Source organism: Rhodococcus sp. NPDC127593 (assembly GCF_042671975.1).
GTDB lineage: Bacteria > Actinomycetota > Actinomycetes > Mycobacteriales > Mycobacteriaceae > Rhodococcus_F.
Map to the genome: position 1 here is coordinate 1 of NZ_JBHXWI010000115.1, position 15,007 is coordinate 15,007.

At 68.1% G+C, this 15,007-nt stretch carries 12 protein-coding genes; 6 read left to right on the forward strand and 6 right to left on the reverse strand.

Annotation, left to right across the window (positions count from 1 at the left end; genetic code table 11):
• Positions 1–257: 257 nt before the first annotated feature.
• Entirely contained in the window at positions 258–836 is a 579-nt protein-coding gene (locus ACFVJ3_RS47765) for a TetR/AcrR family transcriptional regulator (RefSeq protein WP_378458739.1), read from the reverse strand.
• 86 nt (positions 837–922) lie between these two features.
• Between ACFVJ3_RS47765 and ACFVJ3_RS47770 the strand changes: the two genes are divergently transcribed.
• Positions 923–1,753 carry an alpha/beta fold hydrolase gene (locus ACFVJ3_RS47770; protein ID WP_378458740.1) on the forward strand — a complete coding sequence of 277 codons (831 nt, stop codon included), beginning with the start codon at positions 923–925 and terminating at the stop codon, positions 1,751–1,753.
• 35 nt (positions 1,754–1,788) lie between these two features.
• Here the strand turns inward: ACFVJ3_RS47770 and ACFVJ3_RS47775 are convergent, their stop codons facing one another.
• Positions 1,789–2,922: a YbhN family protein gene (locus ACFVJ3_RS47775; RefSeq protein WP_378458741.1), complete on the reverse strand. Its 1,134-nt coding sequence runs from the start codon at positions 2,920–2,922 to the stop codon at positions 1,789–1,791.
• A gap of 28 nt (positions 2,923–2,950) precedes the next feature.
• A complete protein-coding gene (locus tag ACFVJ3_RS47780; protein WP_378458742.1) occupies positions 2,951–4,408 on the reverse strand; it encodes an adenylate/guanylate cyclase domain-containing protein in 1,458 nt (485 codons plus the stop codon).
• A 189-nt stretch (positions 4,409–4,597) separates the two neighbouring features.
• Here ACFVJ3_RS47780 and ACFVJ3_RS47785 point away from each other — a divergent pair, with 189 nt between their 5' ends.
• The 5 genes from ACFVJ3_RS47785 to ACFVJ3_RS47805 all read left to right on the forward strand — a co-directional run bounded on the left by ACFVJ3_RS47785 (position 4,598) and on the right by ACFVJ3_RS47805 (position 10,325).
• Positions 4,598–5,833, forward strand: coding sequence for an AI-2E family transporter (locus ACFVJ3_RS47785; protein ID WP_378458743.1), 1,236 nt, complete (start codon positions 4,598–4,600; stop codon positions 5,831–5,833).
• The gene (macS, locus tag ACFVJ3_RS47790) at positions 5,817–7,019 is read left to right on the forward strand and encodes a MacS family sensor histidine kinase (protein WP_378458744.1); all 1,203 of its coding nucleotides are present in this window, start codon (positions 5,817–5,819) and stop codon (positions 7,017–7,019) included. Before ACFVJ3_RS47785 ends, macS begins: the two co-directional genes overlap by 17 nt.
• Positions 7,012–7,680 carry a response regulator gene (locus tag ACFVJ3_RS47795; RefSeq protein WP_378458745.1) on the forward strand — a complete coding sequence of 223 codons (669 nt, stop codon included), beginning with the start codon at positions 7,012–7,014 and terminating at the stop codon, positions 7,678–7,680. Before macS ends, ACFVJ3_RS47795 begins: the two co-directional genes overlap by 8 nt.
• A gap of 61 nt (positions 7,681–7,741) precedes the next feature.
• The gene (locus ACFVJ3_RS47800; RefSeq protein WP_378458746.1) at positions 7,742–8,392 is read left to right on the forward strand and encodes a DUF1707 domain-containing protein; all 651 of its coding nucleotides are present in this window, start codon (positions 7,742–7,744) and stop codon (positions 8,390–8,392) included.
• Between the two features lie 67 nt (positions 8,393–8,459).
• A complete protein-coding gene (locus ACFVJ3_RS47805; RefSeq protein ID WP_378458747.1) occupies positions 8,460–10,325 on the forward strand; it encodes a DUF2339 domain-containing protein in 1,866 nt (621 codons plus the stop codon).
• On the opposite strand, the gene ACFVJ3_RS47810 is transcribed toward ACFVJ3_RS47805, so the two are convergent.
• The 3 genes from ACFVJ3_RS47810 to trmB are packed head-to-tail and all read right to left on the reverse strand — an operon-like array spanning position 10,300 to position 14,796.
• A complete protein-coding gene (locus ACFVJ3_RS47810; RefSeq protein ID WP_378458748.1) occupies positions 10,300–13,281 on the reverse strand; it encodes an MMPL family transporter in 2,982 nt (993 codons plus the stop codon). The genes ACFVJ3_RS47805 and ACFVJ3_RS47810 overlap by 26 nt on opposite strands.
• A 10-nt stretch (positions 13,282–13,291) precedes the next feature.
• Positions 13,292–14,023 (reverse strand): NYN domain-containing protein, encoded by a 732-nt coding sequence (locus tag ACFVJ3_RS47815; RefSeq protein ID WP_378458749.1) that lies wholly within the window; start codon positions 14,021–14,023, stop codon positions 13,292–13,294.
• A complete protein-coding gene (gene trmB, locus ACFVJ3_RS47820) occupies positions 14,020–14,796 on the reverse strand; it encodes a tRNA (guanosine(46)-N7)-methyltransferase TrmB (protein ID WP_378458750.1) in 777 nt (258 codons plus the stop codon). Before trmB ends, ACFVJ3_RS47815 begins: the two co-directional genes overlap by 4 nt.
• Positions 14,797–15,007: the final 211 nt, after the last annotated feature.

Below are 15,007 nucleotides of genomic sequence, written 5' to 3' on the forward strand. Positions count from 1 at the left end.
CCTTGCTGACCATCAGGTGGCGGACGGAGAAGCCGACGGTGGAGTGGACGGTGTCGATGGCCCAGGTTCCGGCGGTGAGGTTGGGCAGGGTGGCGGTGGCGGTGGTCATGAAAACTCCTCGGATCGTCGACTCAAGTAGTTGAATCTTTAAGTTCTTGTACCTTCAACTATGGCGAGGGTGGATTTCTTCCGCAACCCGAATGTGACGCCTGTCACAGGGCGCAGGTGAGTGGCACGGTGTGCCCGGGGACGCTTTCTCACTCACGTGGGGGGAGGCAGGCCCGCGCGGCGGCGAGGACGGTGGCGCCGGCCGCGTCGAGCGGTTCGGTGCTGCGGAGCGCGCGGGCGAGGACGAACGCGCCCTCCAGGCTGGTGACGAAGCCCAGGATCAGGCGCCGCGCATCGGTCTCGTCGAATCCGCGGGCGCGCAGCAGGGCGCTGCCCGAGTCGATCCAGCTCGTGAACACGTCGGCCGTGGCCACGCGGAGCACCTCGTTGGTGCTCGCGACCTCGAGTGCGACCGTGGCGATGGGGCAGGCGTCCGCGTAATCGGTGGCCACCAGGGTCTCGCCCGCCAGCTGGAAGCCCACCTCGATCCCCTCGAGGATGTCGGGATGCGCGTCGAGGATGGAGAAGACCAGCCGGGCGTACTCCTCGCCCGACGAGCGGATGACCTCCTCGCCGAGCTGCTGCTTACCTCCCGGAAAGAAGTGGTAGATCGACCCGAACGGGGCGCGCGCCTCCGCGGCGACCTGCTTGAGTCCGGTCCCGGTGTAGCCGTTGCGGCGGAAGAGATCGCTGCTGGTGCCGAGGATCCGGGCCTTGGTGTCGTTCACTTTTCTACCCTCCGACCGTTGCGCTCGGTGCGTACCTCATCGTAACGTGATTCTCAGTAGAACGATCTATCAAATGGGGTAGTGCCATGAAGCAGATCGAGCTCTCCGCAGGCACGGTCGAGTATCGGGACACCGGGGGTGACGGCCCCGTCCTCGTGTTCATTTCGGGGCTGACGATCGGCGGCACCGTGTGGCGACACGTGGTGGAGCGACTCGCCCCGGACTTCCGCTGCATCGTCCCGAACCTCCCGCTCGGCGCGCACCGCATTCCCATGCGCGAGGACGCCGACCTCTCGCTACGCGGTCTGGGACTGCTCATCGGCGAGTTCCTCGAACGGCTCGATCTCGCGGACGTCACCCTCGTGCAGAACGACTGGGGCGGCGCGCAGGTGCTGATCGCGCTCGGCGACTCGAGTCGCGTCGGGGCTCTCGTCCTCACCCCGTGTGAGGCGTTCGACAACTATCCGCCCGGAATTCCGGGTCGCGCAATAGGTTTCGCGGTGGCGGTCCCCGGCGGTCTGGCGTTGACCATGCACGCGCTGAGATTCAAGGCGATGCGACGGGCGCCCGCGGGGTGGGGCTGGATGAGCAAGCGCCCGGTACCGAAGTCGGTGATGGACGGGTGGTTCCGGCCCGCGACCACCGACCGCCGGGTGCGGCGAGACCTGCGCAAGTACACGACCTCGGTGCCGCCGAAGTCGACGCTGCGGGACTGGGCGGAGGCGAACCGGAGCTTCGACCGGCCGGTCCTCGTGCTGTGGGCCGTCGAGGACAAGGTGATGCCCCGCGACCACGGCCGGCGCCTGACCGAGCTCTACCCGCACGCCGAACTGCAGGAGGTCGAGGACAGTTACACGTTGATGCCCGAGGACCGCCCGGATGTGGTTGCCGACGCCTTGCGGCTTCGCCGCCCGTGAGTACTTATTAACCGCCCCCCGCGGTTAATAAGTACTCACGGCTGGGAGTCGGGCTCGGGGTCCCCGGTGTGCTGCGTGCGCTTGGTGGTCGGTGAGGACTGCTCCCGGCGCTCGAACTCGAGGTCCATCTCCAGGTCTTCGTGCTGGTTGTGCCGGAACAGGATGAGGAAGACCACCCAGCCGACGAGCGCGACGAGGATGTAGCTCACGACGCGGTAGACGAACACGGCTGCGAGGGCCTGCGACGCGGTGGCTCCGGCTGCCGTCAGGGTGGCGATCAGGGTGCCGTCGACGAACCCCAGCCCGCCCGGGGCCAGGGGAATGCTGCCCACGGCCTTGGCGGCGGCGAACGCGATCAGCAGACCCGGCAGCGACGGTTCCGCGCCCACCGCCCAGCACGCGAAACCGAGGCACGCGACGTCGGCGAGACGGTGCACCGCCGACCACCCGAACGTGATCACGGTGTCCTTGCGGCTGAGCTCGACCGAGTCGAGCTGGCTCAGGATTTCCTTCCACCGCTCGACGCCGGTGTCGGGGGGATTCTTGCGGAACTTGTTGTACCGGGTCAGCACCCAGTGCCCGATCGACTCGATCGAGTCGGGATTGCGTGAGATGTATCGCAGTCCGTAGAACAGGCCGAACGCGGCCACCAGCGACAGCGCCAGCGTGACCGGACTCACCTTGGTGCCCACCGCGAACGCGCCTGCGGCGCCGAGCAGTGCGAGGCTGCCCGCGGCGATCACTCCGGAGATCGCCAGCTGCCAGGACGCGACGATGGGGGTGGCACCCCACTTGCGGGTCTGCTTGTAGGTGAAGGCGGTGGAGAACACCTGACCGGCCGGCAGGCTCACGGCCATCGCGGTGCTCGCGTAGATCACCGAGACCGATTTGAGTTGGCTGACGACGACACCGCCCGCCTGGAGCAGTCGCTGCTGGACCGCTCCGTACCCGCTCAGGGAGACGGCCTGGGCTGCGATACATGCCGCGACCCACCCCCAGTGGATCTCGGTGAGCGCTTTCCACGAGTCGCTGAGCGTGGGCCACAGGTAGATGCCCTCGACGGTCAGCAGGGCGAGGAGGCCGGCGCCGAGTAGCCATTTGATCCACCAGTATCGGCTTCGCTGCCGAGGATGCTCGGCAGTGGGCGGGTCGGATCGAGGCTGGGCCACCTGGCCAGCGTAACCAACGGGTAGCGGATTACTCCGGATAGTCCTCCGGCCAAGCCAGGTGGGTGTTGCGGCGGCGCCCCCGCAACTGGACCTGTTCGCCGAGTTCCCAATGCGCCTGTTCGTCGTCGTCCGCGAAATACAGGGCACTCGTCGAGGCCAGCACGCGGCTGGGGTGGAGCTTGGCGAGTTCGGTGAGCCGCGACGCCTCGTTGACGGGGTCGCCGATCACCGTGTATTCGAACCGTTCGGCGGCGCCGATGTTGCCGGCGACGGCGAGGCCTGCGGAGACACCGATGCCGATGTCGAGGCCGGTGATCTCGTTCAACGCGAACCGCAGCTCCCGGGCCGCCGCCAGCGCCGCCGTCGGCGCGTCGGGGCGGTCGAGCGGGGCGCCGAAGATCGCGAGAGCTGCGTCACCCATGAACTTGTTGACGAACCCGTGGTGCCGATCGATCACGTCGACGACGACGCGGAAGAATTCGTTGAGCAGGTTCACGACCTCGCCCGGGGGACGCTCCGCGGCGGCACCGGTGGAGCCGACCATGTCGACGAACAGCACCGCGACAAACCTCGTCTCTCCGCCGAGTTCGGTACCGAACTGCAGTGCCCGCCGCGCGACGTCCTCACCGACGTGCTGGCCGAACAGTTCGCGCAGCAGCCGCCGTTCGTCCGATTCGCGCATCATGCGGTTGAACCCGACCTGCAGTCGCCCGATCTCGCTGCCGTCGAACACCTCGACGCGGACGTCGGTGGCACCGCGCTGGACGCGTTCGATGGCCCGCCGCAGCTGTTTGATCGGGTCGGAGATCTGGCTGGCCGTCAGCATCGACAGCGCGAACGCCTGCGCGATCGCGATGATCGACAGCAGCATGATCGCCCATGCGAGCGCGTTCGGGGAGAACACCAGGTCGGTGGTCAACTGCGTCACGCACAGCAGGATGATGCCGATGACGGGCATCAGCGTTCCGAGCCCCCACGTCATGGCCATCCGGGTGCCGACGCCGGGTGCCATGGTCCGGTCGAACTCGCCCTCGCTGAGCGCGCGGGCGGCCACCGGACGCAGGATGCGCTCGCCGAGCATGTATGTGAAACCGAACGTCGTGGTCGCGGCCATGCAGACGGTGACGATCACCGCGACGGCGAGTTCCGGCATCTCGGTGATGGTGAGCAGCACGAAGATGATGCCGCCGAGGATCCACAGCACCAGGTGCACGATCGCCTGCCGCAGCGGTGCGTGCAGCGCCGACATCTGCTCGCTGCGCGTCGGCGGACCCCCACGCAACTGCCAGCGGACGACCGACCGCAGCATCATCGCAGCGGCCGTGAGACTCACCACGGCGGCGAACGCGAGATAGCCGCCGAAGATCGCGACGTTGCGCACCCGGTCGGCGATGATGGCCTGCGATTCGGGGATCGGCACGCCGTACCGCACGAACGCGAAGACGAGGATCGCGCCGATGAAATTGGCGAGGAGCATCGAAACCATATAGAGCGGCCATCTGCTGCGGACCGTCGCCGCGATCGCTCTATAGGATTTCCGCACGTCGTTCAATTTAGCGGGGGGTGTACCGGGTGGCGTAGGACACGTCCCCTAAACGGCGCATATGCGTGCCCCCGCGCGCGTGTTTCCCACGCGAAACGCCCGGCACTGTCCGAACCTCGATACGCTCCGCAGGTGAACGCGAACGAGCAACGCTCGGACACTGCCGCGGTAACACAGGGCGGGGGCCACCCGTCGGCGTCCGTGCACCCGGTGGTGCGGGTGGCGGCGGAATGGACGTGGCGGCTCCTCGTCATCTTCGCCGGCCTGCTGACCCTCGGTTACATCGTGACCAGGCTCGACACCGTCCTCATCCCGGTGGGTCTGGCGCTGCTCTCGTCGGCGCTGCTGGTGCCGCTCGTCGACTGGCTGCAGGGCAAGGGCGTGCCGCGGTCGGCCGCCGTCCTGGTCGTCCTCATCGGTTCGATCGGCATCGTCGCCGGGATCATGACGTTCGTCGTCGAGCAGTTCATCGAAGGTCTTCCCGGCCTCACCGAACAATTCGAGGCGAGCGTCACACAGATCCAGGGGTGGCTCACCGACGGCCCGTTGCACTTCAGCGAGGATCAGATCCGGCAGGCCGGTGACTCGGTGGTGAAGTCCATCCAGGACAACCGCCAGCAGCTGACGAGTGGGGCACTGACCACCGCCACGGTCGTCGGCGAAATCTTCACCGGTGCCCTGCTGACGCTGTTCACGCTCATCTTCTTCCTCTACGGCGGATCTCAGATCTGGGAGTTCGTCACCCGCCTCGTCCCCACCACGTCGCGGCGGCGGGTCCGGCTGGCGGGGACTCAGGGGTTCGGCTCGCTGATCGGGTACGTCCGCGCCACGGTGGCGGTGGCCGCCGCGGACGCCGTCGGCATCGGCGCGGGACTCGCGATTCTGGGGGTTCCGCTCGCACTGCCGCTGGCGTCGCTCGTGTTCATCGGCGCGTTCATCCCGATCGTCGGTGCGTTCCTCACCGGCTTCCTCGCGGTGCTCGTTGCCCTCGTCACCAAAGGGTTCCTCACCGCGCTGATCGTGCTCGGCATCATCATCGGGGTGATGCAACTCGAGGCCCACGTGCTGCAACCGCTGCTGCTCGGGCGCGCGGTCCGGCTGCACCCGCTCGCGGTGGTGCTCGCCATCACCACCGGCATCGTGCTCGCCGGGATCGTCGGTGGCCTCCTGGCGGTGCCGATCGTCGCGCTGCTGAACACGGCGGTGCGCTCGCTCCTGTCCACGGATCCCGAAGCCACCTACGACGCCCTCGAGGTCGACGATCCGGCAGTCCCGCTCTATCCGGCCGAAGCCGACGGCCCGCACCTGCCGCACCCCGGCAACCCGCACCTCGACGACACTGCGCAGATCCATGACCGACCGGAATGAGCACCGCACCCGACTGCACTACCGCCCACGAGCCACGACCGAGCTCGACACCCAGCCGGACGCACCGCTGTGGCGGGCGGCGCAGGCGTTCCGCCTCGTCACGCTGGTGTACGCGATCAGCTACCAGATCGTGTCGGTGCAGTACTACACCCATCAGCGGCTGAGCTGGTTCCTCGTCGCCCTGATGGCGGTGTGGTCGGGACTCTCGGCGGTCCTGCTGTCCCACGGGAAGGTCCCGCGCTACCAGGTGGTGATCGCCGACCAGCTGATCGTCATCGCGCTGATGGCGTCGACTCGCCTTGTCTCCGATCATGATTGGTACAACCACCATCAGACGCTGCCGACGACGCTGTGGGTCACCAACGCGGTGATCTCCGCCGCCGTCTTCGGTGGGCCGTGGGTCGGAATGGCGTCCGGTGTGCTGATGGCGGCGGTGAGCGCGGTGGTGCGCGACCAGATCAACCTCGACTTGTGGCGGGACGCGACGGCACCGGTCCTGGTGTCGGTGGGGCTGGCGCTCGGGCTCGCCACCACCACCGCGAGGCGTGCGCAGGCCCAGCTGGAGCAGGCCGTGCGGTTGGCTGCCGCCACGGAGGAACGGGAACGACTCGCCCGCGAGGTGCACGACGGCGTCCTGCAGGTCCTCGCGCTCGTCCGCCGTCGCGGCAACGAGATCGGCGGATCCGCAGCCGAACTCGCGGATCTCGCCGGCGAGCAGGAGGTGGCCCTGCGCATGCTCATCTCCGAGCAGGGCGCGGGTGTGGCGTCGGATCTGGGTGGGAGCGCGATCGACGTGCGACTGCTGCTGGGCACGCGGGCGAGCACCACCGTGTCCGTGTCGACCCCGGCGGATCCGGTGACGATCGAGCGCGGCCGGGCGACGGAGCTCGCCGCGATCGTCGACACGGCACTGTCCAACGTCGCACTGCACGCGGGGACCGGCGCCCGGGCCTACGTGCTGTTGGAGGATCTGGGCGACGAGGTGATCGTCAGCGTCCGCGACGACGGCAGCGGAATCGCCCCGGGACGGTTGGCCGAAGCGGAGGCCGAGGGTCGCATGGGAGTATCGAAATCCATTCTGGGCCGCGTCGGTGCGCTCGGCGGCACCGCCGAACTCGACACCGAACCCGGTCAGGGCACCGAATGGGAGATCCGCGTGCCGAAGGGAGACGAACCGCATGGGTGACACGGAGACCGACGAGCACATCACCGTGATGGTCGTCGACGACCACCCGATGTGGCGGGACGCCGTGGCCCGCGACCTCGAAAGCGCCGGGTTCACCGTGGTCGCCACGGCCGATGGCGTCGCCACCGCGGGACGTCGGGCGGCGGCGACCCGGCCCGGTGTCGTGCTCATGGACATGCAACTGCCCGACGGAAACGGTGCCGCGGCCACCGCCGCCGTCCTCGAGGTGTCGCCGGACAGCCGGGTGCTGGTGCTGTCGGCCTCGTCCGAGCGCGACGACGTCCTCGACGCCGTCAAGGCCGGTGCATCCGGGTACCTCGTGAAGAGCGCATCCGTGGAGGAACTGCTGGACGCGGTGCGGGCCACCGCGGCCGGGCAGGCGGTGTTCACGCCGGGGCTCGCCGGACTCGTGCTGGGGGAGTACCGCCGGATGTCGAGTGCGCCCGCCGACGAGCACGGTCCCGCCGTCCCCAAACTCACGGAACGGGAGACCGAGGTCCTGCGGTTCGTCGCGAAAGGGCTCAGCGCCAAGCAGATCGCGACCAAACTGTCGCTGAGTCACCGCACCGTCGAAAACCACGTCCAGGCCACCCTCCGCAAGCTGCAGCTGGCCAACCGCGTGGAGCTGACCAGGTACGCCATCGAGCAGGGCCTCGAGTAGCAGTGAGTACTTATTAACCGCGGGCGGTTAATAAGTACTCACGGGCGCTAGCCTGGTCGGTATGGAGGCACGGGACCTACGCGTATCGGATGCGGAACGCGAACACGTCGGCGAATTGTTGCAGCGGGCGGTGGGCCAGGGGATGCTCTCGCTCGGTGAGTTCACCGAACGGATGGACACGGCACTCGCCGCGAAGACGCGGGCGGAGCTGAACGTCGTCCTGGTGGATCTGCCGGGAATCCAGCTGATCTCCGAGTTCACGCCGCCGCCGGACCCCGACCAGCCGTACGTGTCTCGCCCGGCGCCCCCGGTTCCGCCGGTCGTGCACCGGTCGCCCGCGCCGCCGCCGGGCGACGTCATCCGGGGCCGGATGTCGTCGGTCAGCCGCACCGGCTCGTGGAACGTTCCCCCCGCCCTCGAGGTGAACACCCGGCTGTCGACGGTGACGCTCGACTTCACGCGGGCCGTCATGGCCACGCAGGTGGTGCACGTGACGATCGACGACTACGCGAGCACGATCTCGCTGGTCGTGCCGGAAGAGGCGACGGTCGACCTCAACGGCGTCGAAACGGTCGGCGGCTCGGCGACCAACAAGGTGCGGACCGGACCTCCCATCGGCCCGCTGCACGTCGTCGTCCGGGGCAAGGTCAGGTTCGGGAACGTGACCGCCAAACACCCTTTCGGCACCTCGATTCGCCGAATGTTCGGGTAGCACGACGCAGGTTTCTCGAGTAGGCCTACTCATGTGTGGGGTGCCGTCGCCGCAGGACGATTGATCCATGTCCACACCTGGTACTCCTTCGATCGACCCCCGGCTGGTCGCGCAGCTCTCCGGTGACTTCTCGGCGCTCGGGCAGCAGATGCGTCACGTGGGTGAGAACCTCGCCGTCCTGCAGGCGCAGCTCGCGAGCGTCCCGCATCCCCAGCCGCAGCCGGCGCCGCAGCCGACGTACCGACCCCCGGTGCCGCAGGCACCCCCGGTCGCCCAGACGCCGCCGCCACCCGCACCGGCCGTCCCGTACCGGCCTGCTCCGGCACCGCCTCCCCGGGCCGCTCGCGAACCCTGGTGGCAACGCGACGGGGTGATCAGCCGCGTGCTGGCCGTCGCGGGTGTCGCCGTCACCCTGATCGGTGTCGTGATGCTGCTCGTGCTGGCGGCGCAGGCCGGATTCTTCGGTCCGGAACTGCGCGTCGTGGCGGGCGGGTTGTTCTCGGCCGGTCTCGTCTACACCGGTACCCGCGTCTTCGGACGGCCCGGCGGCCGGGTCGGCGGGATCGCGCTCGCGGCAACGGGTATCGCCGGCGCCTACCTCGACGTCGTGGCCGTGGCGGTCGTCTACCACTGGTTGCTGCCGGTGCTCGCGATGGTCGTGGCACTCGGGATCGCGGGAGCCGGTGTCGCACTGGCGGTCAAGTGGGGTTCGCAACCCCTCGCGCTACTCGTGGTGACCGGCGCCGCCGTGCTCGCACCCGTCCTCACCGATGGCATCACGCTCACCCTCATCGGGTTCCTGTTCGTCATCCAGGTCGCCAGCTTCCCCGCGCAACTCGGTCGCGACTGGCTGTACCTGGCGATCGCGCGGACGTGCCCGGTGGTGATCGCGCTGCTGATCGCGATCGCGAGTTCCGGACTGTCCGACCGGCCGGAGAGGTTCTGGCTGCTCGCGTCCGCCGCACTGGTCGCCCTGTTCGGACTCGTCTCGTCGAGCATCCTGTTGCGCAGCAACTCTCGCGATGTCACCGCGACCGCGATGATCGTCACGACGGCCGTCCCGACGCTGGTGATCGGCCACCTCTTCGACCGGCTCGGGTCCACGCTCATCGCGCTGGTCCTGGCCGCCACGATGTTCGCCGCGTTCGCGTCTGCACGGTCGTTGCCGCGACACGGACGGATCGCGCTCGCAGGCGTGGGTACCCTCGCTCTGCTCGAGGCCTGCCTCATCGGATCGAGCGAAGACCTCGCGCCGCTCGTCCTGCTCGGGGTGGCGGCACTGTTCCTCACCATCGGCGGGCAGGCGGAGTCACGGATCGCCTACGCCGTCGGTGCAGTCTTCACCGTCGTCGGCGGGTTCGCCTTCGTGATCACCGCGCCGCCGTTCGTCCTCGTCGACGAGTACAGCGCGCTCGACTCGCTCGGGGTGACCACCGTGCTCTCCTCGCTGGTGCTGGCGGGAACGGTCTTCCTGTTCGTCTGGTACGCGCACTCGCTGAAACTGTTGAGTGACAACACCGCCCAGCCGTGGTGGGTGCTCGCAGGGCTGGTGATCCTGTACGCCGTCACCACCGCGACAGTGTCCGCGGGCGCGGCGCTCACCGGGACGTCCGCCGGATTCATCGCCGGGCACTGCGCCGCGACCATCGCGTGGATGGCGGCGGCGACGGCGGCACTGGTGTTCGGACTTGCCCGCCGCGACTACGCCCACACCGCACTCGGCGTCGGACTGGGACTGACCGCCGCGGCGCTGGCCAAACTATTCCTGTTCGACCTGGCCACCCTCGACGGTCTGTTCCGCGTCCTCGCGTTCCTCGTCGTCGGTCTGCTGCTGCTCCTCGCCGGCACCCGCTACGCGCGTGAGTTCGCGGAGCGGGAGGCCGGACGGGGAACGCCGAACGGCTCCGTCAGCGCCGGTTCTGCCGAGCGATGAGCTCGCTGACGCTGACGGCGTTGCCGTCGTCCGCACGGTGCCTGCCGCTCGAGGCGTCGTCCGGATCGACGGGCGGCTCCTCGACGCTGCGGCGGCGCGAGCCGTTGGCCGGGGCGCCGTGGGGCGGGGTTCCGTTGGCAGGCGTGCCGTTGGTGCGCCTGCCGCCGTTCACGGGTTCCGAAGGCTCCGCGGCACGACGCCTCGACGGGATCGGCGGCACCGGGCGGGCAGGAGACGACTGGGGGGTCTCCTGCTCGTACGGTGCGGGCACCGAGCGCGGCGAGCGGGTCGGCAGTGACGGCGACGACGCGCTGGGTCGCGGTTCGGCGGGCGAGGAGACCGGCCGCGGCTCGGCGGCCGACGTGGACCGGAGATCCGCGAGCCAACTCTCGATGGGACGCGACTCGGTGGCCGGACCCGGGGCGGGGGCCGCCGGACGGGGCCGCGGAGCAGGACGCGACTGCGGTGCGGGCCGCGACGGCGGCGCGGGACGCGACTGCGTCGGGGCCGGACGCGGCGGAGCAGGCTGCGGCAGCACGGTGGTCTGCGGTTCCGCGGGCGGTGTGTCCTCGATCGCCTCCGGTGGCCGAGCGGGACGGCCGGTCGCCGACCGGCGGGCCTCGTTCTGCGCCCGGCGCGCCTTCGCGTCGTCCTCGGACATCTTCGCGGCCAGCGCCCGCGCGGTGACCAACGGGATCGGCTCGGTGAGCGGTTCCGGTTTCCGGGGTGCGGGCGGCGCCGCGAGCTTGCGCTGCGGCGGGACGGCACCGATCGGGGTGAGCTCCGGGACGTCGGCGGGCATCAACTCGCTGTCGAGGATGGGCTCACCGAGACCCGTCCTCTCCTGGATCCGCTTCATCCACGCCGGCGCCCACCAGCAGTCGTCGCCGAGGAGCTTCATCGTGGCGGGAACGAGAAACATACGGATGAGGGTCGCGTCGATGATCAGCGCGGCGATCATGCCGTAGGAGATGTACTTCATCATCACGAGTTCCGAGAACCCGAACGCACCCGTGACGACGATGAGGATGAGCGCGGCCGCAGTGATGATGCGGCCCGTGTGCGCCGTGCCGATGCGGATCGACTCCGTCGTACTCGCCCCCTGCGCCCGCGCCTCGACCATGCGCGAGAGCAGGAACACCTCGTAGTCGGTGGACAGGCCATAGACGATCGCGATGATCAGCACCAGCACAGGCGACATGATCGGGCCGGGGGTGAAGTTCAACCACTCCGAACCGTGACCGTCGATGAAGATCCACGTCAGGATGCCGAGCGTGGACCCGAGGCCCAGCGCGCTCATCAACGCCGCCTTGATCGGCAGCACCAGCGAGCCGAACGTCAGGAACATCAACAGCGTCGTCAGGACGAGGACGGAGATCACCATCGTCGGCAGGTGGTCGAGCAGCGCGGCGATGCTGTCCTGCTCGATCGCCGGGGTGCCGCCCACCAGCACCTGCACGCCGTCCGGACTGTCCATGGCGCGCAGATAGTCGATGGTCGGCTTCGACTCGTTGCGGTCGACGAGACCCGCCTTGAGGACGACAACACCGTCCTTGGCCGCGCCCTCCGGGGTGAATCGCTCGATCAGCCCCGGCGCGCCGCTGGCTTCCTTGATGATCTGGCCGAGCGCCTTGTTGTCGGCGTCGGACACGACGAGCTTGACCGGTTCGGTGCGCAGATTCGGGAAGATGTCGTCGAACTGTTCCTGAGCGGCGCGGGTCGAGCTGTCCGGGGGAAGGTAGGTCTCGTTGATGCCACCGAACTTGATGCCCGTCAGCGGCACGATCAGCAGGAGCAGACCCACGACGATGGGGATGGTGACCTTGAGCGGGTTACGCATCACCCAGCGGGTGAGCCGGCCCCAGATGCTCGCCTCGATCTCCTCGGTGTTCTTGGTCTGACGGAAACGGTCGAGGCTGAGGGCGTCGATGCGCTTGCCGAGGATGCCGAGGATCGCGGGCAGGATCGTGATCGACGTCAGCGCCGCCAGCCCAACCGTCGCGATGGCGCCGTAGGCGACGGACTTCAGGAAGCCCTGCGGGAACAGCAGCAGACCACCGAGGCTGGCGACGATCATCGTCGCCGAGAAGACCACGGTGCGGCCCGAGGTCATCACCGTTCTGCGGACGGCGGAGCGGGTGTCGTACCCCTCCGCCATCTCTTCTCGGAATCGGCTGACGATGAACAACCCGTAGTCGATGGCCAGACCGAGCCCCACGAGGGAGACCACGGGCGCGACGAACGAATTGACCTCGGTGAAGTTGGTGATCAGACGGACGACGCCGTTGGCGCCGACCACGGTCAGTCCGCCGATGATCAGCGGCAGCGCCGCCGCGACGACACCACCGAACACGAAGAACAGCAAAATACCGACGGCCGGGATCGCGAGGATCTCCATTCGCCTGATGTCCTTGGCCATCGTGTCGTTGAGCGCACCCGACACGGGCTGGAGTCCGGCGAGTTGCACGTTGACGCCGTCGATGGAGAACTCGTCCTTGATGTCGCGGAAATTGGCCGTGACCTCGGTGTCGTTGTCGCCGACGATCGCGATGCTCTCGATCGCGTGCTGTTTGTCGGCGTCCGCGGCGGACGCCAGCTGCGGTGCAGTGCCGACCTTGAAGTAACCGCCGTTGATCTTGAGGATCTTGTCCGGGTGCTCCGCGGCCAGCCGCTCGAGGTTCTCGACGACCTTCGCCTGAAACTCGGGGTCTTCGATCGTCTTGCCCTCCGGCGCCGTATAGAGCGCCACGACGTCGCTGTTGGTGTCGCGGCCGAAGGTGCCGTCAGCCAGCTTGGCCGCGGCGACCGACTCCGAGCCCGGATCGTCCCAGCCGCTCTGGCTGAGATGCTTCTCGAGGCCCAGGCCGTACGCGGCCGAACCGAGCAACAAGGCAACCATGATGCCGATGACGGTGAATCGGGCCCGGTAGACGACGCTTCCCCAGCTCGCGAACACTGATCAACTCCTACTCGGCAGCACTCTTCCGCCCGACGAGCAGGGCGGAAAGCGGTCGGAACGGCTGCAACCAGGCACCCTCGTCGGGCAGTGTGTCGAGGCTGACCCGAGGTAGTGGCTCCCGGAACACGCCGGGGATGTCCTCGAGATCGACGAAGTCCAGAAGGTCGGACGCAACCGCCCAGCTGGCGTGCTCGCGGAACCCGAGTATCTGGACCGGAATGCCGGTCGCGGCGATGTTCTCCAACGGTTCGCGAAACGCTTGACCGTCGGCGGAGGCGACCATGACACCGGCCAGCCCGTCGCCGTGACGAAGCGCGATGTGGTCCAGCATGTCGGAATCGACGTCGCTGTCCTCATCGATCTTCGGCTTGGCGAACACCGCGAAGCCCACATTACGCAAGGCTTCGACCCACGGTCTCACGACATCGGCGCTGCCAGCCGCGATATTGGTGAAGACCGTCGCCTCGGGTTCGAGTGTGTCGGTGCCGGACGCGGACAATTCCGCGGTCCGGGAGAGCAGCCAGCGGCCGAGCGCGTCGAATCGTGGCCGGTAGGCGGCAGTGGGCCGGCCGCCGAGGATGGCGCCGAGACCCATGTCGAGGTTGGGTGCGTCCCAGACGAGAAGGACCCGCTTCTGGTGGCGTCCGTCACGTGCACCCACCACGGGAGATCCTGACGACACCGCGGTGCCTGCCGGGACCGCGCCGGCTATGTCGGAGTACTGCTCGCTGACGCTCATGACCTGATCTTCCCCCAAATCAACTCGGTGATCGCACTGCCGACCTGGTGGGCCTTGTCCTCGAACTTCGTCACCGGACGCTCGTGCGTCATCGGCGATTCCCAGTCGAGGGAGGTCAGGAGGGGTTCCGCGCTGCCTGCCTCGGCGATGGCCTCGGCATACTCGGCGTGATCTGTTGCGACATGCAACACACCACCGGCCTTTAGCCGGCTCGCGATCAAGGCGAAAGTGGGGGACTGCAGCAGGCGCCGCTTGTGATGGCGGGCCTTCGGCCACGGGTCCGGGAAGAAGACACGGACTCCGGTGAGCGATTCCGGTTCGATCATGTTCTCCAGGACATCCATGGCGTCGCCGCGCAGGACCCGGATGTTCGGGATCCCGTCCCGTTCGATCTGCTGAATCAACTGTGCGAGCCCGGGCCGATAGACCTCGACGGCCACGAGATTCACGTGGGGTTCGGCCTTCGCCATCGCCGCGGTGGCGGTGCCCGTTCCCGAGCCGATCTCAAGGATCAGAGGGGCGTCACGGCCGAACCATGACGGCGCATCCAGGCGATTGTCCGAGACGTCCGCGCCGATCTCGGGCCATTGCCGGTCCCACGACTCCTGCTGCGCAGCGGTCAGGGCGCCCCGGCGCGAGCGGAAACTTGTCACCCTCGGGTGGAGACGGGACCCCTTCGAGTCCTTCATCTGCCCCTCCTCGGGGACGACGGGTGCATCCTGATCAGCGTGGTTCACCGGACCATTGTCACGCATGAGGAGCGTTTCTGGCATACGGGTCTGAAGTTCACCTTGAGACTTTTTCGATAATCCGGTGCCCAGCCTGCACAGTTGCGGGTAGCGACTCGGTGCGAGTCTGACAGAATCGGGCGCGGTAGGAAGGGGGTCGCAGCCGTTCGCGCATATAGGTAGAAAAATGTCTTCGGTGTAGGAATGTTCCGGTGAAGTTGTAGGAGTGGGCGGGTGGTGGCAGGGGGTTTCCACC